At 67.4% G+C, this 16457-nt stretch carries 16 protein-coding genes; 12 read left to right on the top strand and 4 right to left on the bottom strand.

Annotation, left to right across the window (positions count from 1 at the left end):
• Window positions 1–55 precede the first annotated feature (55 nt).
• Together DFS13_RS31935 and DFS13_RS31930 are read right to left on the bottom strand one after the other, a co-directional pair.
• Complete coding sequence (locus tag DFS13_RS31935; RefSeq protein ID WP_006487804.1) at window positions 56–442, bottom strand: YqjD family protein; 387 nt, start codon at window positions 440–442, stop codon at window positions 56–58.
• 297 nt (window positions 443–739) lie between these two features.
• Window positions 740–2596, bottom strand: a complete 1857-nt coding sequence (locus tag DFS13_RS31930) for an ExeM/NucH family extracellular endonuclease (RefSeq protein ID WP_060212610.1) — start codon at window positions 2594–2596, stop codon at window positions 740–742.
• A gap of 206 nt (window positions 2597–2802) precedes the next feature.
• Between DFS13_RS31930 and DFS13_RS31925 the strand changes: the two genes are divergently transcribed.
• The 8 genes from DFS13_RS31925 (at window position 2803) to DFS13_RS31890 (ending at window position 9810) form a co-directional block, all read left to right on the top strand.
• Window positions 2803–3156 (top strand): YciI family protein, encoded by a 354-nt coding sequence (locus tag DFS13_RS31925; RefSeq protein WP_060212608.1) that lies wholly within the window; start codon window positions 2803–2805, stop codon window positions 3154–3156.
• Between the two features lie 125 nt (window positions 3157–3281).
• Window positions 3282–3701 (top strand): YciI family protein, encoded by a 420-nt coding sequence (locus DFS13_RS31920; protein ID WP_006482945.1) that lies wholly within the window; start codon window positions 3282–3284, stop codon window positions 3699–3701.
• Window positions 3702–3726: 25 nt separating this feature from the next.
• Complete coding sequence (locus DFS13_RS31915) at window positions 3727–4143, top strand: VOC family protein (RefSeq protein ID WP_006482943.1); 417 nt, start codon at window positions 3727–3729, stop codon at window positions 4141–4143.
• Window positions 4140–5408 (top strand): RNA polymerase sigma factor, encoded by a 1269-nt coding sequence (locus DFS13_RS31910; protein WP_006482940.1) that lies wholly within the window; start codon window positions 4140–4142, stop codon window positions 5406–5408. Before DFS13_RS31915 ends, DFS13_RS31910 begins: the two co-directional genes overlap by 4 nt.
• Window positions 5409–5638: 230 nt before the next feature.
• Window positions 5639–6061 carry a rubrerythrin family protein gene (locus DFS13_RS31905; protein WP_060212606.1) on the top strand — a complete coding sequence of 141 codons (423 nt, stop codon included), beginning with the start codon at window positions 5639–5641 and terminating at the stop codon, window positions 6059–6061.
• A 123-nt stretch (window positions 6062–6184) separates the two neighbouring features.
• Entirely contained in the window at window positions 6185–7522 is a 1338-nt protein-coding gene (locus DFS13_RS31900; protein ID WP_060212604.1) for a heterodisulfide reductase-related iron-sulfur binding cluster, read from the top strand.
• A 29-nt stretch (window positions 7523–7551) separates the two neighbouring features.
• On the top strand, window positions 7552–8133 hold the full coding sequence (locus DFS13_RS31895; protein ID WP_060212602.1) for a DUF3501 family protein: 582 nt from the start codon (window positions 7552–7554) through the stop codon (window positions 8131–8133).
• A 735-nt stretch (window positions 8134–8868) separates the two neighbouring features.
• Complete coding sequence (locus DFS13_RS31890) at window positions 8869–9810, top strand: DUF6566 family protein (RefSeq protein WP_006482942.1); 942 nt, start codon at window positions 8869–8871, stop codon at window positions 9808–9810.
• A 131-nt stretch (window positions 9811–9941) separates the two neighbouring features.
• Here the strand turns inward: DFS13_RS31890 and DFS13_RS31885 are convergent, their stop codons facing one another.
• Both DFS13_RS31885 and DFS13_RS40450 read right to left on the bottom strand, forming a co-directional pair.
• The gene (locus DFS13_RS31885; protein WP_060212599.1) at window positions 9942–11483 is read right to left on the bottom strand and encodes a mannose-1-phosphate guanylyltransferase/mannose-6-phosphate isomerase; all 1542 of its coding nucleotides are present in this window, start codon (window positions 11481–11483) and stop codon (window positions 9942–9944) included.
• A gap of 96 nt (window positions 11484–11579) precedes the next feature.
• Window positions 11580–11837, bottom strand: coding sequence for a hypothetical protein (locus DFS13_RS40450; protein ID WP_162490345.1), 258 nt, complete (start codon window positions 11835–11837; stop codon window positions 11580–11582).
• A 77-nt stretch (window positions 11838–11914) separates the two neighbouring features.
• Between DFS13_RS40450 and DFS13_RS31880 the strand changes: the two genes are divergently transcribed.
• The 4 genes from DFS13_RS31880 (at window position 11915) to DFS13_RS31865 (ending at window position 16421) form a co-directional block, all read left to right on the top strand.
• Window positions 11915–13288 carry an undecaprenyl-phosphate glucose phosphotransferase gene (locus DFS13_RS31880; protein ID WP_034203384.1) on the top strand — a complete coding sequence of 458 codons (1374 nt, stop codon included), beginning with the start codon at window positions 11915–11917 and terminating at the stop codon, window positions 13286–13288.
• A 74-nt stretch (window positions 13289–13362) separates the two neighbouring features.
• The gene (locus DFS13_RS31875) at window positions 13363–14775 is read left to right on the top strand and encodes a UDP-glucose/GDP-mannose dehydrogenase family protein (RefSeq protein ID WP_006497289.1); all 1413 of its coding nucleotides are present in this window, start codon (window positions 13363–13365) and stop codon (window positions 14773–14775) included.
• A 30-nt stretch (window positions 14776–14805) separates the two neighbouring features.
• On the top strand, window positions 14806–15249 hold the full coding sequence (locus tag DFS13_RS31870) for a low molecular weight protein-tyrosine-phosphatase (RefSeq protein WP_006482944.1): 444 nt from the start codon (window positions 14806–14808) through the stop codon (window positions 15247–15249).
• Window positions 15243–16421, top strand: a complete 1179-nt coding sequence (locus DFS13_RS31865; RefSeq protein ID WP_111442592.1) for a polysaccharide biosynthesis/export family protein — start codon at window positions 15243–15245, stop codon at window positions 16419–16421. The genes DFS13_RS31870 and DFS13_RS31865 overlap by 7 nt, the downstream gene beginning before the upstream one ends.
• Window positions 16422–16457: the final 36 nt, after the last annotated feature.

Here is a 16457-nt window from a genome sequence, read left to right as displayed (position 1 = left end):
CCTTCGTTGTCTGATGGATGACGGGCGGGGCGGGCGGCGTTGCACGCGGCCCCGTTCAACGGCGGGAAAGGAGCAGGCCCGCAACGAACGCGAGGCCCGCGACGACGCCGGCGGTTTGCCAGGGGTTGTCGTGCACGGCCTGCGATACGCGTTCGGCCGAATCGCGCAGCCGGGCGGCCGCGCTGCCCGACGCGTAGTCGAGCGCGCTGCGCGCTTCATCGAGCCGCGATTGCACGCGCTTGCGCAGGGCGGCGATATCGCCATCGCCATCGTTCTTCAGCAGATCTTCCAGTTCGTCGACCAGCCCGCGCAGATCGTCGGTCACGTCGGCATGCAGGTCGCGGGCCGCCGAGCGCGTCGTGCGGCCCACGCGCCGGCCGGTGCGACGGATGTCGGACAGGCCGCGGTCCAGCTTGTGTTCGATCGAGTCGGTAAGCGCCATGGTGTTTATCCTCCTTTGATTCCAGGCAATTTGAAGATAAGACGAATCGCAGCAACTGATGTGATTCACTTGATCCGATTGAGTTTCGAGACAAATTTTCAATGCGTCGGCAGGATCGCCGGGGAGCCCCGTCGCGCGGGGCCGCGCAGCGGTTGAAAAAATTTCGCGTGTCGGGGCGGTACAGCGTGTCGAGCAGCGGGGCGCAGTGAAGGTCCGGTAAATATGGCGTCGCCAGGGGCATCAGGTAAATAGTGCCGTTGCAGGTCGGTTGTTGATGCAAATGCACTACTCGACGCGTCATCGATGCGCACGATTTGTGCCCGGTGCCGGTTGCGCGGCGGCCTCGTCCAGCGCGACGTCGATGACGACGGGATCGTGGTCCGACGAGCGGTAGGCGTCGGGTGCGTAATAAGTCGACCGGCGCGCGGACGTTTTGTAATCGGGCACGGGTTGCAGAACGAGCGGTTCGTCGGCGTTGATGTGCCAGAACCGCACGGCTTTCACGCGCGCGGCGAGCGGCGGCGTGGCCAGCGCATGGTCGAGATTGCCGGCTTCGCCGCGAAATACGTAGCTGTACGCAGCATCGCCGACGAAGCGCGCCACCAGGTTCGCATAGCCGCGCGCCTCGAGCGCGCGAACCGGGTCTTCCTTCGCATAACTGTTCAGATCGCCGATCAGCAGCACGCCGCCGGCGGCGACGCCCGTCGGCGAGGTGGCGAGCCAGTCGGCGACGCGCGCGGCGGCCCGCGTGCGCGCCGCATTCCAGCAGCCCTGGCCGTCGGATTGGTCGAGATTGGCGCCGCTCGCGTGCGGGCAATTCTTCGACTTCAGGTGATTGACCGCGACGGTGAAAGCGTGCGTGCCGCCGATGCGCCGGAACGTCTGCGCGAGCGGCGGGCGATGGCGGCCGCCGAGGGCGACGGTGGCGGCGCGCCCGACCGGCTCGACCGTGCGGCTGTCGTATAGCAGTGCGACCGCGATCGCGTCGCGACCCAGCCGCGCGGTGCCGGGGTCGACCGTGCGCCAGCCGTCGCCGAGCTGCGCGGCGAGCCGTCGGATGGCGCTCGCGTCGCCGTGGCCGTTGTTCGCGATTTCCATCAGCCCGATCACGTCGGCGCGCAGCGCGCGCAACGCCGCGACGATCTTCGCTTCCTGCCGCGCGAACGCGGCGGGCGTTTTCGCGCCGCGGTTGCCCGGCGCGTCGAATCCGCCGCCATGGCCGTCGCCGTTGAAATAATTGAAGACGTTGAACGACACGACGCGCACGTCGGCATCGGGATGCCGGGCCGGTGCCGCGCGACGCGGGTTCGCGGCGGCATCGAAGACGGGCGCCGCGCCGGCCACCGGCTGCAGCCGCCAGGTGCCGTAGCGCCATTCGAGCACGCCTTCGACGCCGCGTACCGTATAGCCCGCGCGCAGCGTGTTGGCGGCGCTCAGCGCGGGCGGCGGATAGCGGACGGTCGCCGGGTCGCGCCGGTTCGACCCATCGTCGAGCACGATGCGGTTCAGTACGTTGGCCGCGGCGTGCGCGGCGGCGTCGGCCGGCGGCCCGACCTTGGTCGGCGTGCGCAGCCGGCCGTTGCTCAGCACGATGCTGCCGTAGCGGCCGAGTTCGTGGGTATCGCTGACCGTCAGCGTTTGCGGCAGGCGTACGCGCATCGCTTCGTGCGCGGCCAGGACGGCCGGCGACGCGACCGGCAGCGTGAGCGTCGCCGGCGTGACCGTCTGCCCGCGCGCGCAGACGGCCATGCCGCCCGTCAGCGTGAATTGCGTGCGGCCGTATTGCTCGTCGACCTTGCCCGTCAGATGCACGAGATCGCCGGGCGCCGCGCGCGCGTTCGGTGCGTAGACGAACAGGCCTTCCGGGATACCCGGCCGGCGCCGCCGCTGCGCGTCGGCCTGCTGGACGAAGAAGCCGCCCAGGCCGTCGGCGCCACCGAACGCCGCGGTGACGACCGCTTCGATCGACGTCGTTTGCCCGGCGAGCGGCGACGGGCCGCCGGCGCGACGGATCTCGGCGATCGCCGTGGCCGCGCCGCCGCAGCCGCTGCTGACCGGCAGCGCGGCGGCGGGCCGGGCACAGAGGGCCACGGACAGCCCGACGGACGACGCCACGAACGGCGCAACGGCAAACAGGGGAAGCGGGCGTGACATGAGACGGTCCACAGGATCAAAATCCGACAGTTCGGGACCGCATCTTGAAGGCAAAATGTCAGGCTGCGGCCGAAATGGCCGTCCGGCCAGTACCGATTGGCCAACGATGCGGCAAGCCGCCTCGCGGCTGTTACGCTTTCGCACCGGGCGCCGCGTGCCGCTCGCCCGGCGCATGCCGCCGCGCCCCGTCCCCACAGGAGAAATCCATGTCTTACATGCTGTTGATTGTCGAACCGACCGAACAGCGCGCCGAGCGCACACTCGACGAAGGTCAGGCGCTCTATGCGCGGATGGTCGATTTCGCCGAGTCGCTGAAGGCGCGCGGCGTGCTGCGCGGCGTCGAGTCGCTCGAGCGGTCCGAGCGCGGCACGCGCGTGCAGGTGCGCGACGGCGAGACGCGCCTGCTCGACGGCCCGTTCGCCGAGGCGAAGGAGATGGTCGGCGGCTTCTTCCTCGTCAACGTCGACACGCGCGAGGAAGCGATCGAAATCGCGCGCCAGTGCCCGGCCGCGCAATGGTGCACGGTCGAGGTGCGCGCGGTCGGCCCGTGCTTCCTGTGAACGTCGCGACTCGGTATTTACCCTGATTTGTCGTGGCGCATGTCGATCGGGCCATCTTCCGCCCGTCGTCCGGATAAGGCGCCGCGGAACGGGCGCCGCCTTCCACCGACGACAAGGAGTAAACGATGCGATTCATGATCATGATCCGGGCGAACGCCGTCAGCGAATCCGACGCGTTGCCGGACAACCGGCTGGTCGAGGCCATGACGGTCTATCACGAGGAGCTGGCGAAAGCCGGCGTGCTGCTCGACGCCAACGGCCTGCGGTCGAGCGCCCACGGCTGGCGCGTGCGCTACACGGGCGGCAAGGGCACGGTGATCGACGGCCCGTTCGCCGAAACGAAGGAACTGATCGCCGGCTATACGCTGATCCAGGTGCGCTCGCGCGACGAGGCGCTCGAATGGACGCGCCGGTTCCCCGCGCCGTTCGGCGCCGAGCTCGACTGCGAGATCGAGGTGCGGCCGCTGTTCGAGCTCGACGACCTCACGCCGAGCGATGCGGTCGAGCGGTTCCGTGACCTCCACGTCGGCCGCAGCCACGCCTGAATCCCACCTCACCGGAGTATCCGTCATGCACAAGATGGTTTTCATCAACCTGCCGGTAGCCGACCTGCCGCGCGCGAAGACGTTCTACCAGGCGCTCGGTTTCGAGGTCGTGCCGGCCTATACCAACGAGCAGGCCGCCTGCATCAAGATCAGCGACACGATCTTCGCGATGCTGCTGGTGCGGCCGTTTTTCCAGACCTTCACCGACAAGACGATCATCGATCCGGCCACGCATATCCAGGTGTTGTCGTGCCTGTCGTGCGACAGCCGTGCCGAAGTCGACGGGCTCGTCGCGAAGGCGCTGGCGGCCGGCGGGGCCGCGCCGCAGGCGCCGCGCGAGTATCCGAACATGTACGGCCACGGGTTCACCGATCCGGACGGTCATACGTGGGAGCTGATGGCCATGCCGCTGGATGCGTCCGCCCAGGGGCAGGCGTCGTGACGCATGAGGCCACGCATCGTGCGATCGAGGCAGTCTGGCGAATCGAGGCGCCGAAGATCATCGCGCGCGCCGCGCGCGTGGTGCGCGACGTCGGCGTGGCCGAGGAACTGGCGCAGGACACGCTCGTCGCGGCGCTCGAGCACTGGCCCGTCGACGGCGTGCCCGACAACCCGGCCGCCTGGCTGATGACGGCCGTGAAGCGCCGCGCGCTCGACAGGGTCCGGCAGGAGTCGCTTCATGCGGCGAAGCGCGACCAGCTCGGTCACGAGATGGACGCGCTCGAAGCGCACGTCGTCCCCGACATCGCGGACGCGCTCGCCGACGCGAGCGACGACGACATCGGCGACGACCTGCTGCGGCTGATCTTCACGTCGTGCCACCCGGTGCTGTCGACCGACGCGCGCGTCGCGCTGACGCTGCGGCTGCTCGGCGGGCTGACGACGGGCGAGATCGCCCGGGCGTTCCTGACGCCCGAGCCGACGATCGCGCAGCGGATCGTGCGCGCGAAACGCACGCTCGCGGCGGCGCACGTGCCGTTCGAGGTGCCGGCCGCCGATGCGCGGCCGGCGCGGCTCGCGTCGGTGCTCGAAGTGATCTACCTCGTGTTCAACGAGGGCCATGCGGCGACGGCGGGCGACGACTGGATGCGTCCGGCGCTCTGCGACGAGGCGTTGCGGCTCGGCCGCGTGCTGGCCGGGCTCGCGCCGGATGAAAGCGAAGTGCTCGGGCTCGTCGCGCTGATGGAGCTACAGGCGTCGCGCATGCATGCACGCGTCGATGCACAGGGCCGGCCCGTGCTGCTGCTCGACCAGGACCGCAGCCGCTGGGATCCGTTGCTGATCCGGCGCGGCCTCGCGGCGCTGGAGCGGGCGACGAAGCTCGGCGGCGTGCGCGGGCCGTATGCGCTGCAGGCCGCGCTCGCGGCTTGCCACGCGCGCGCGCGGCAGGCGGCGGACACCGACTGGGCGCAGATCGTCGCGCTGTATGACGCGCTCGCCGAAGTCGCGCCGTCGCCGGTCGTCGAACTGAATCGCGCGGTGGCCGTGGGCATGGCGTTCGGTCCGGCCGCGGCGCTCGAACTCGTCGACGTGCTGCGTGACGATCCGGCGCTCGCGCGCTATCACTGGCTGCCGAGTGTGCGCGGCGATCTGCTCGCGAAGCTCGGCCGCGCCGACGAGGCCAAGCTGGAGTTCCGCCGCGCGGCGGATTTGACGCGCAACGAGCGTGAGCGCGAATTGCTGCTCAAGCGCGCGATGGATGCGTGACGCGCTGCCGTATGACGCGTGATGCATGACGCGCGCGCTCCGTCTTCCCGACCGTCCGCCTTGCACCCCGCACCCGACACTATCGTCCGCATTGAAAAAGCCTATTGGGTGATGCGAACGCGAGCGCCTAGATTGAAGAGCACGATGCGCGCCCGGCGCACGCATCGTTCCCCACATATCTGATCGGCCCGGCGTCGCACGCGGCCGCGCCGACTCGAACGGAGGCGCAAATGGCTCAACTCAAGGGCAGCAAAACCGAAGAGAACCTGAAGGCCGCATTCGCGGGCGAATCGCAGGCGAATCGACGCTATCTGTATTTCGCTTCGAAGGCCGACGTCGAGGGGCAGAACGACATCGCCGCGCTGTTCCGCTCGACCGCCGAAGGCGAAACCGGCCATGCGCACGGCCATCTCGAATACCTGGAAGCCGTCGGCGATCCGGCCACGGGCTTGCCGTTCGGTTCGTCGCGCCTGAATCTCGAATCGGCGATCGCCGGCGAAACGCACGAATACACCGACATGTATCCGGGCATGGCGAAGACCGCGCGCGACGAAGGTTTCGACGAAATCGCGAACTGGTTCGAGACGCTCGCGAAAGCCGAACGCAGCCACGCGAACCGCTACACGAAGGCGCTGGACAGTCTCGTCGACTGACGAGCCGCCGCGGGCCGCACGGCGTCGCCGTGCGACCGGCCCGCAGCCGGCCGTTCGTTCCGTCGCCGCCCGCAGCGCGCGGGCGGTGCGCTTGCGCACATGCGCGCCACGCGGGAGCGTCCCATGCCCCACAAGGAAGGCAGTCTCGAAGCGCCGACCCGGCATCCGCTCGACTGGCAGTCCGAAGCGTTCTACGACCAGGCCGCGATCGATGCGGAAATGACCCGTGTATTCGACATCTGCGCCGGCTGCCGGCGCTGCGTGTCGCTGTGCGGCGCGTTTCCGGCGCTGTTCGACCTGGTCGACGACACGCCGACGGGCGACATCGAGGAAGTGCCGAAGGCCGCGTTCGGCAAGGTCGTCGACCAGTGCTATCTGTGCGACCTCTGCTACATGACGAAATGCCCGTACGTGCCGCCGCACGCGTGGAACGTCGATTTCCCGCACCTGATGCTGCGCGGCAAGGCCGCGCGTTACAAACGCGGCGAAGCGACGTTGCGCGACAAGGTGCTGTCGAATACCGATGCGCTCGGCCATTTCGCGGGCATTCCGGTCGTCACGCAGGCAGTCAACGCGGTGAACCGCACGCCGCCCGCGCGCCACGCGCTCGAAGCGGCGCTCGGCGTCGATCGTCATGCGTGGCTGCCGGAATTCGCGCCGCGCAAGTTCCGGCGCGCCGCCAGACGTTCGGACAACCCGCCCGTGCGCGACGGCGAACGCACGCCCGGCAAGGTCGCGATCTATGCGACCTGCTACGTGAATTTCAACGAGCCGGGAATCGGCCACGACCTGCTCGCGATCCTCGCGCACAACGAGATCCCGTACGAACTCGTCGCGCGCGAAGCGTGCTGCGGGATGCCGCTGCTCGAGCAGGGCAATCTCGACGGCGTCGCCGCGAAGCAGGCCGTCAACATCCCGGTGCTCGAACGCTACGCGCGCGACGGCTATGCGCTGATCGGCGCGATTCCGAGCTGCGTGCTGATGTACAAGAGCGAGCTGCCGCTGATGTTCCCTGATGACGCAGCCGTGCGCGCGGTGGCCGACGCGTTCTGGGACCCGTTCGAATACGTGATCGCGCGGCATCGCGACGGGCTGCTGAAGACCGATTTCAAGACCGGCCTCGGCACCGTGTCGTATCACGTGCCGTGCCATGCGCGCGTGCAGAACATCGGCCGCAAGACGGCCGATGCGCTGTCGCTCGTGCCCGATACGCGCGTGAACGTGGTCGAGCGTTGCTCGGGCCACGCGGGCACGTTCGGCGTGAAGAGGGCATTTCATGCGGAGGCAATGCGGATCGGCGCGCCTGTGTTCAAGGCGATGGCCGAGCCGCAGCCGGACGTCGTTTCGTCCGACTGCGCGCTCGCCGGCCATCACATCGTGCAGGGCATCGACGAAAAGGGGCTGCCGCACGCGCCGCTCGCGCATCCGCTGACGCTGCTGCGCCGCGCGTACGGCATCTGAGCCGCTGCCGGCCATCCACGAGGACATCCATGACGCTGACCCGCGACTCCCTGCTGACGCTCGAAGCGTACGCGAAGATCCGCAAGGCCGAACACGCGCGGCTCGTCGCGTACAAGCGCCGCCGCGCGGTGGCGCTCGGCAACCACCTGCGTTTCCTGTTCGAGGACGAGACGACGATCCGCTATCAGATCCAGGAGATGCTGCACATCGAGAAGATCTTCGACGAGGCCGGCATCGAAGGGGAGCTCGACGCGTATCTGCCGCTGGTGCCCGACGGCACCAACCTGAAGGCGACGATGCAGATCGAGTACGAGCATGAAATCGAACGGCGCGCGGCGCTCGCGCGGCTGATCGGCGTGGAGGATCGCGTGTACCTGCGGGTCGACGGGCACGCGAGCGTCTACGCGATCGCCGACGAGGATCTCGAGCGCGACAACGCGGAGAAGACGTCGGCCGTGCACTTCGTGCGCTTCGAGTTCGATGCGCCGATGTGCGCGGCGCTCAAGGGTGGCGCGGCACTGTCGATCGGCTGCGATCACCCGGCCTACACGATGCCGCCGCAGCGGGTGGACGCGGACGTGACCGCGTCGCTGGCCGGCGATCTGCGCTAGCGCCAGGGCCTCCCCGCGCCGCGTGCCGCGCACGCGGGCTTGCGCTTTTCCGTTCCGACCCGAGGAAACCCGCGCCCCGCGCCGTCCGGCGCGGCCGTGCGGCGCTCGCCGCGAAAATGTAACAAGCGTGACGGATTTGCATGCGGGGACACATTGGGCGCGCGGCGTCAGCGTGTTTTCATCACTCGCAGAGAAACAATAAAGAGATTGTGCATGAAGATAATTTGATTCAGCGCAATTTGAATGATTTACCGATTCGTGAATATCTTGTTACGAATTTTCCCCTGATTTACCGATTTTCGGAGGCTATTCCGGGCGGTGTTGCCGGCAGGGGTCGGAGCAGCCCGAAACCGCCTGTTTCAGCGCATTCTTCAGACGCTGCGGAGCCCCGCCGGACGGGCCTTTGCAGCCATCGGCATAAAGATCTCGCAAAAAAATTCAAGCGTAAATGGATTGCCCGCCCATGGCAGGTTGTTTCAGTGCGTAACATTAAGTCATTGTCATATTGAGATAAACCCTAGGGATGGTATGCTTCGTGCACAAAAATTCCCACATTGGAGTGAGACCGCGATTTGTGCGCCATTGCCGGGAATCGCGGCACCGTGAAAGTGCGGTGTCGCCCGGTATGCACAACGCCGGATAACCATAATGTGCAACCTGGCCGCCCCGCGACGCGATGTGTCGCGACGGCGCCGCCAATCGCAGCCCCGGCCTGGCTGCGTGGAGAGATCGACTATGTTCTTCGATGAGCTTAACGATGAAGAGTGGTTTCGCCTTTCAGCGCTGATCGCCGATGAACCCATCCGGCTGAACCGTCGCGGGCGTCCACGCGCCGAACCGCGTGTCGTCGCCAACGCGGTGCTGTGGATCCTGACGACCGGGGAAGCCTGGTCCAAGCTGCCCGGTCGCTATCCGTCCGGGCCGACGTGCCGTCGTCGCTACGAGGAGTGGCTCGCGAACGGCACGCTGCTGCAGATGATCGACGTGCTGACCCAGTTCAGCGGGCGCACGTTCGCGTATATTCCGCCGCCGCCGGAGGCCGTCGTGCCGGCTCGCCGCGCGGAGCCGGTGCCCGACAACGATCGTCTGCGTGGCGTGTTCTGGCAAAACCCCGAGTCGTGGCAATTGCCGGTTGCGCAGGCAAACGTTTGGGAGGGCGAGGGTGCGTCGTTGAGCACGATGTCGGCCGACCAGGTGGACGGCCGCGCCGACGTGTCGTTCTCGGTGCCCGGCGCGCCGGCCACGGAACTGCGCCATGCGCGGGCGTCGTCCGCGAGCTTCTCGTCGGCCGAGCCGCAGATCGACGAGTATCGCGGCTATACGATCAGCGGCACCGCGCAGCCCGTGCAGAACCTGATGTATCGCGCGTGGGCCGAGATCTCGCAGGACGACCGGCGCGTCGAACGCTCGGGCCTGATCGGCCCGCGCTTCACCGATGCCGAGGAAGCCGAGCAGTATGCGCTCGACTGGGCGCGTCAGTGGATCGATCGCCACGGTGCGAGCGACGCGCCGGCGCGCGAGCCGCAAGGCGAAGTGCTGGCCGGTTTGTCGGCGCTGGCGCGTGCGGAATCGGACATCAAGCGCTTCATCGCCGAGCGTCGCGCGGGTGCGTTGTCGGAAAGCCGCAACGATCCCGTGCAGTCGGAGCGTCGCGAATACGCGTATCGCGTCGGTTGATCGTCGTCCCCGCGCGACGCGCGGGCCGTCGTGTGCCACGATGCCCGCGCCGCGCGCCCGTCCGGTTTTTCCATCATGTCCGTATTGCCCGGGCGCCGCCGTCGAAGCGGCGCCCGGGGGTGCATGGCGCGTTACTGCCGGCCGTAGGTATCGTCGAAGCGGACGATGTCGTCCTCGCCGAGATACGCACCCGACTGCACTTCGATCAGTTCGAGCGGCATTTTGCCCGGGTTCTCCAGGCGGTGCGATACGCCGAGCGGAATGTACGTCGATTCGTTTTCGGACAGCAGGAACGTTTCGTCGCCGCGCGTGATGCGCGCGGTGCCGCGCACGACGATCCAGTGTTCGGCGCGGTGGTGGTGCATCTGCAGCGACAGTTGCGCGCCCGGCTTCACGACGATGCGTTTCACCTGGAAGCGCTCGCCGGTGTCGACCGAGTCGTAGTGGCCCCACGGACGATGGACCTTGCGGTGATCGGTCGCTTCGGTGCCTTGTCGCGCCTTGATGTGCCCGACGATCTTCTTCACGTCCTGCACGCGCGATTTGTCCGCGACGAGCACGGCGTCGGGCGTTTCGACGACGACCAGGTTCCGCGTGCCGACGCACGCGACGAGGCGGCTTTCCGAATGCGCGAACGTCGATTCGGCGCCTTCGAACAGCACGTGGCCGCGGCCGACGTTGCCGGTCTCGTCCTTCGCCGAGATCTGCCAGATCGCGTCCCACGAACCGACGTCCGACCAGCCCGCGTCGAGCGGCACGACCACGCTCTCGCACAGTTGCGGCTGGCTCGCGAGCGGTTCCATCACCGCATAGTCGATCGAGTTCGACGGCGACGCGGCGAACGCGTCGCGATCGACGCGGAAGAAATCGCCATCGTCCCGGCCCTGGGCGACGGCCTGTTCGCACGCTGCGTAGATCGCGGGTTCCAGCTGCCGGATCGCCTTCAGCCAGACCGACGCGCGCACGATGAAGATGCCGCTGTTCCACCAGTATTCGCCCGACGCGACGTACTGCTGCGCGAGCTCGAGGTGCGGCTTCTCGACGAAACGGTCGAGGCGGCGCACGTCGAGGGTGCCGGTCCCGGCGTCGCCGAGCGGCGCGCCGACGCGGATGTAGCCGTAGCCGGTCTCCGCGTGCTTGGGCACGATGCCCATGGTCGCGATCTTGCCTTGCGCGGCGCAGTGCACGCCGGCCGCGACGGCCGCGTGAAAGCGCGGCAGGTCGGCGACCGCATGGTCGGCCGGCATCACGGTCATCACCGCATCGTTGCCGTCGGCGACGAGCCGCAGCGCGGCGAGCGTCAGCGCGGGCGCGGTGTCGCGGCCGAGCGGCTCGAGCATGATGGTCGCGCGCTTGGCCGTCAGGCGCAGCTGTTCGGCGGTCGTGAAGCGATGATCCTCGCCGCATACGATCAGCACGTCGTCGTTCAGCGGGTGATCGGCCGTCAGGCCGTCGAGGCGCAGCGCGGTCGACTGCAGCAGTGAATGATCGCCGAGCAGGCCGATCAGCTGTTTCGGGAAACGCTCGCGCGACATCGGCCACAGGCGCGTGCCGGAACCGCCGGCAAGAATCACGGGCTGCACGGCGAGACGCATACCGACGGCGGGCGTGCCGACGGCGGTTGCGGCGGAAGAAGAATGGCGCGTTTCGGCGGCCACTGCCGGAGCATTCATGATGACACTCTCCACGGTTGAAGTCAGTGCCTGTCGTTGTAGCATGAAGTAAATCGACAATAAAACCGGACCCAATGCCGAATATCCGCCACGCATTCATCCGGAAGAATTTTCCTCGATGGCATCGGCTGGAAATAAAAAAATAAAAAATAATTCCGGTCGCCGGCCGGACGTGCCCGCCCGCAAAGGGTGCACGGCAAGCGTAACGACTCTGAAAAAATCCCTGTTTCCGCCCGATTCGGGAAAACCTGCCGATTTAATTAAAAAAGATCGCGGCAAGAATTTCCGATTATTTTTCGAAATACTTGTGCGCTTGAGGGGGAATTTTCTTGTCGCTTCAATAGCGTCATGCAACGTTTGAATCGAAGGTGCGGCACGGGTCGCACGAGGAGCTGTTCGGCAAACGCCTGTTCAAAGAAGAGGAAACGGACATGTTGAGCGTGCTGGCGAGAGTCATCGATATCGCGATGGTCGTGACGGGCGCGCTGATCGCGGCCGCGCTGCACGACGGCAGCATCGGGCTCAGCGACCTGCAGCGCACGACGGTGCTGTTCGACTGCCTGCTGGTCGTCGTGTTCTTTCCGGCCGTCGGCATCTACCAGTCGTGGCGCGGCAAGCGTCTCGTCGGGCTGATGGGGCGCGTCGCGTTCGCGTGGCTCGCGGTCGAGCTCGCGGGCATCCTGATGAGCTTCAGCTTTCACCAGTCGGGCGACCTGTCGCGGCTGTGGCTGGGTTACTGGGCGCTGGTGACGATGGCGCTGCTCGCCGGCTCGAAGGCCTGCGTGCACGTCGTGCTGCGGCAGTTGCGCCGCGGCGGCTACAACCTGAAGGCGGTCGCGATCGTCGGCGGCACGCCGGCGGCGCGGCGGCTGATCGCGCAGATGCGGGCGCGGCCGGAGGCCGGCTTCAACCCGGTGTGCGTGTACGACGAAAGCGAGGCGCCGGGCGAAGTCGCGCTCGACGACGTGCGCATCGAGCGGCAGTTCGAATCGCTGGTGTGGCTGGTGCGCAGCCGCGCGATCAGCGAGCTGTGGCTCACGCTGCCGATCACGGAGGAGCGCCGGATTCACCAGATCGTGACGGTGTTTCGCCACGACTTCGTGAACATCCGCTTCATTCCGGACGTGCGCACGCTGTCGTTCTTCAATCAGGAAGTGGTCGAGGTGCTCGGCGTGCCGGCGATCAACCTCGCGGCGTCGCCGATCACCGACGTGCGGATCCTGCCGAAGTTCGTGTTCGACCGGCTGTTCGCGCTGGCGGCGCTCACGGCGCTCGCGCCGGTGATGGTGCTGATCGCGGCGCTGATCAAGCTGACCTCGCGCGGGCCGGTGTTCTTTCGGCAGAAGCGCAAGGGCATCGACGGGCACGAGTTCGAGATCTACAAGTTTCGCTCGATGAAGGTGCATCAGGAAGTGGCCGGGCAGGTCACGCAGGCAACCAAGAACGACTCGCGCGTGACGCCGGTCGGCCGGTTCCTGCGCCGCACGAGCCTCGACGAGCTGCCGCAGTTCATCAACGTGCTGAAGGGCGAGATGTCGGTGGTGGGGCCGCGCCCGCATGCGCTCGCGCACGACGACATCTACAAGGATCTGGTCAAGGGCTACATGTTCCGCTACCGGATCAAGCCCGGCATCACCGGGTGGGCGCAGATCAACGGCTTTCGCGGCGAAACCGACCAGATCGAGAAGATGATGGGCCGCGTGAAGCTCGACCTGTACTACATGCAGAACTGGTCGTTCTGGCTCGACATCAAGATCGTCGTGCTGACGCTGTGGAAAGGGTTCACCGGCAGCAACGCGTACTGACACCGACGCGCTGCGTCACGCAGGCATTCCGGTTTTACGAATTTCGAATCATTGGTCAAGGGGTCCGACACATCATGAATCTGACTATCATCGGCAGCGGTTACGTAGGGCTTGTCACCGGCGCCTGTCTCGCCGACATCGGGCACGACGTGTTCTGTCTCGACGTCGACCAAGCGAAGATCGACATCCTGAACGACGGCGGCGTGCCGATCCACGAGCCGGGCCTGAAGGAAGTGATCGCGCGCAACCGTTCGGCCGGCCGCCTGCGCTTCTCGACCGACATCGAGGCCGCGGTCGCGCACGGCGACGTGCAGTTCATCGCGGTCGGCACGCCGCCTGACGAGGACGGTTCGGCCGACCTGCAGTACGTGCTCGCGGCGGCGCGCAACATCGGCCGCTACATGACCGGCTTCAAGGTGATCGTCGACAAGTCGACGGTGCCGGTCGGCACGGCCGAGCGCGTGCGCGCGGCGGTCGCCGAGGAGCTCGCGAAGCGCGGCGGCGACCAGATGTTCTCGGTCGTGTCGAATCCGGAATTCCTGAAGGAAGGCGCGGCCGTCGACGATTTCACGCGGCCGGACCGCATCGTGATCGGCTGCGACGACGACGTGCCGGGCGAGCGCGCCCGCGAGCTGATGAAGAAGCTCTACGCGCCGTTCAACCGCAATCACGAGCGCACGCTGTACATGGACGTGCGCTCGGCCGAGTTCACGAAGTACGCGGCGAACGCGATGCTCGCGACGCGCATCTCGTTCATGAACGAGCTGGCGAACCTCGCCGACCGTTTCGGCGCGGACATCGAGGCCGTGCGCCGCGGGATCGGCTCCGATCCGCGCATCGGCTACCACTTCCTGTACGCCGGCTGCGGCTACGGCGGCTCGTGCTTCCCGAAGGACGTCGAGGCGCTGATCCGCACGGCCGACGAGCACGGCCAGTCGCTGCAGATCCTGAAGGCCGTGTCGTCGGTCAACGCGACGCAAAAGCGCGTGCTCGCCGACAAGATCGTCGCGCGCTTCGGCGAGGACCTGAGCGGCCGCACGTTCGCGCTGTGGGGCCTCGCGTTCAAGCCGAACACCGACGACATGCGCGAGGCGCCGAGCCGCGAGCTGATCGCCGAGCTGCTGTCGCGCGGCGCGCGCGTCGCCGCGTACGACCCGGTCGCGCAGCAGGAAGCGCGCCGCGTGATCGCGCTCGATCTGGCCGATCACCCGAGCTGGCTCGAACGCCTCACCTTCGTCGACGACGAGGCGCAGGCCGCGCGCGACGCCGACGCGCTCGTGATCGTCACCGAATGGAAGGCGTTCAAGAGCCCCGACTTCGTCGCGCTCGGCCGCCTGTGGAAGACGCCGGTGATCTTCGACGGCCGCAACCTGTACGAGCCGGAGACGATGAGCGAGCAGGGCATCGAGTATCACCCGATCGGGCGGCCGGGCTCGCGCCAGGCGGTCGCCGCCCGCGTGCCGGGCGCCGCGCGCGCCAGCGCGTAACCCGTTTTCCGTCACTCGTTACGAGACGCCATGTTCCGGAACATCCTGATCGTCTGCCACGCGAACGTCTGCCGCAGCCCGGCGGCGGAAATGCTGTTCAAGTCGCACGCCGCGTCGCGCGGCGGCCCGCGTCCGACGTTCCACTCGGCCGGCGTGCACGCGAACGACGGCGACGGCATCGATCCGGTGATGCGGCAACTGCTGGCCGAGCGCGGCGTCGATGCGACGACCCACCGCTCGCGGCGGCTGTCGCGCCGGATCGTGCGCGACGCCGACCTGATTCTCGTCAGCGAGCGCCGACAGATCGCGGCCGTCGAAGCGGTCGATCCGTTCGCGCGCGGCAAGGTTCACCTGCTCGGCAAGTGGGAAGGGGCCGAGATTGCGGACCCGCACGGCGGCCCGGAGGCCGACTACCGCGAGAGCTACTCACTGATCGAACGTCTGGTTCAAGGATGGCTACAGAAACTATGCTGAAACGCCCGATGCGCCCGGTGGCGCTTGCCGTCGCGCTGACGACTTTCCTGTCAGCCTGTGCAACCACGCCCGGCAACTACCTCGACTCGTCGAACCTGAAGGACGAAGGCCGGCAGGAAGCGGCCGAAACCTATCCGGTTCATTACATCGACGCCAAAGTGGTGATGGACCAGCTGCAGAAAGCGCAGGTCGATCACCCGCTGCCGCCGGGACGTTACACCGATCCGTCGCAGTACACGTATCGCGTCGGCCCGCAGGACATCCTCGGCGTCACCGTGTGGGATCACCCGGAGCTGACGACGCCGCAGGGCCAGTCGTTCTCGAGCGGCGGCAACACGACGCAATCGGTCGCGGGCGCGCTGCAGCAGCCGTATACGACCGCGCTGCCGGGCCAGGCCGATCCGTACGGCCAGACGGTCGCCGCCGACGGCACGATCTTCTTCCCGTTCGTCGGCCGCATCCGCGTGGCGGGCAAGACGGTCGCGCAGATCCGCGACGAGATGGCGTCCAGCCTCGCGCGCTACGTGAAGAATCCGCAGCTCGACGTGCGCGTGCTGTCGTTCCGCAGCCAGAAGGTGCAGGTGACGGGCGAGGTCAAGCAGCCGGGCCCGCTCGCGGTGAGCGACGTGCCGCTCACGCTCGTCGACGCGATCTCGCGCTCGGGCGGTTCGACCGCCGAGGCCGACCTCCAGCGCGTGCGCCTGACGCGCGACGGCAAGCTGTACACGCTCGACGCGAACGGCGTGCTCGATCGCGGCGAAGTGAAGCAGAACGTGATGCTGCAGCCGGGCGACATCGTCAACGTGCCGGACCGCAGCGACAGCCGCGTGTTCATCATGGGCGAGGTCAAGACGCCGGTCACGGTGCCGATGCTCAAGGGCCGGCTGACCATCGCCGATGCGCTGACCGCGGGCGGCGGGATTCTCGACACCGATGCGAACCCGCGCAAGATCTACGTGATGCGCGGGATGCGCGACAACCCGACGAAGCCTGAAGTGTTCCGTCTCGACATGACGCAGCCCGACGCGCTGATGCTGTCGAGTCGCTTCCCGCTTCAACCGCTCGACGTCGTCTACGTCAGCACGGCCAGCTCGGTGCAGTTCAACCGCGTGCTGCAGCAGGTGCTGCCGACGATCCAGACGATCTTCTACATGCGGCAAATCACGCGCTGATAGCCCGCCGGGGTGGCGTCCGCCCCCCGGCACCAC

This window comes from Burkholderia sp. 28_3 (assembly GCF_003253915.1).
GTDB classification, from domain to species: Bacteria; Pseudomonadota; Gammaproteobacteria; order Burkholderiales; family Burkholderiaceae; genus Burkholderia; species Burkholderia cenocepacia.
Note: the sequence above shows the minus strand (reverse complement) of the source record. Positions and strands in the feature narration are given on the sequence as shown.

Excerpts from the sequence above, each read along its gene's own strand:
- DFS13_RS31935 (WP_006487804.1), bottom strand. The coding sequence starts at position 442 with ATGGCGCTTACCGACTCGATCGAACACAAGCTGGACCGCGGCCTGTCC.
- DFS13_RS31930 (WP_060212610.1), bottom strand. The coding sequence starts at position 2,596 with ATGTCACGCCCGCTTCCCCTGTTTGCCGTTGCGCCGTTCGTGGCGTCG.
- DFS13_RS31925 (WP_060212608.1), top strand. The coding sequence starts at position 2,803 with ATGTCTTACATGCTGTTGATTGTCGAACCGACCGAACAGCGCGCCGAG.
- DFS13_RS31920 (WP_006482945.1), top strand. The coding sequence starts at position 3,282 with ATGCGATTCATGATCATGATCCGGGCGAACGCCGTCAGCGAATCCGAC.
- DFS13_RS31915 (WP_006482943.1), top strand. The coding sequence starts at position 3,727 with ATGCACAAGATGGTTTTCATCAACCTGCCGGTAGCCGACCTGCCGCGC.
- DFS13_RS31905 (WP_060212606.1), top strand. The coding sequence starts at position 5,639 with ATGGCTCAACTCAAGGGCAGCAAAACCGAAGAGAACCTGAAGGCCGCA.
- DFS13_RS31900 (WP_060212604.1), top strand. The coding sequence starts at position 6,185 with ATGCCCCACAAGGAAGGCAGTCTCGAAGCGCCGACCCGGCATCCGCTC.
- DFS13_RS31895 (WP_060212602.1), top strand. The coding sequence starts at position 7,552 with ATGACGCTGACCCGCGACTCCCTGCTGACGCTCGAAGCGTACGCGAAG.
- DFS13_RS31890 (WP_006482942.1), top strand. The coding sequence starts at position 8,869 with ATGTTCTTCGATGAGCTTAACGATGAAGAGTGGTTTCGCCTTTCAGCG.
- DFS13_RS31885 (WP_060212599.1), bottom strand. The coding sequence starts at position 11,483 with ATGAATGCTCCGGCAGTGGCCGCCGAAACGCGCCATTCTTCTTCCGCC.
- DFS13_RS31880 (WP_034203384.1), top strand. The coding sequence starts at position 11,915 with ATGTTGAGCGTGCTGGCGAGAGTCATCGATATCGCGATGGTCGTGACG.
- DFS13_RS31875 (WP_006497289.1), top strand. The coding sequence starts at position 13,363 with ATGAATCTGACTATCATCGGCAGCGGTTACGTAGGGCTTGTCACCGGC.
- DFS13_RS31870 (WP_006482944.1), top strand. The coding sequence starts at position 14,806 with ATGTTCCGGAACATCCTGATCGTCTGCCACGCGAACGTCTGCCGCAGC.
- DFS13_RS31865 (WP_111442592.1), top strand. The coding sequence starts at position 15,243 with ATGCTGAAACGCCCGATGCGCCCGGTGGCGCTTGCCGTCGCGCTGACG.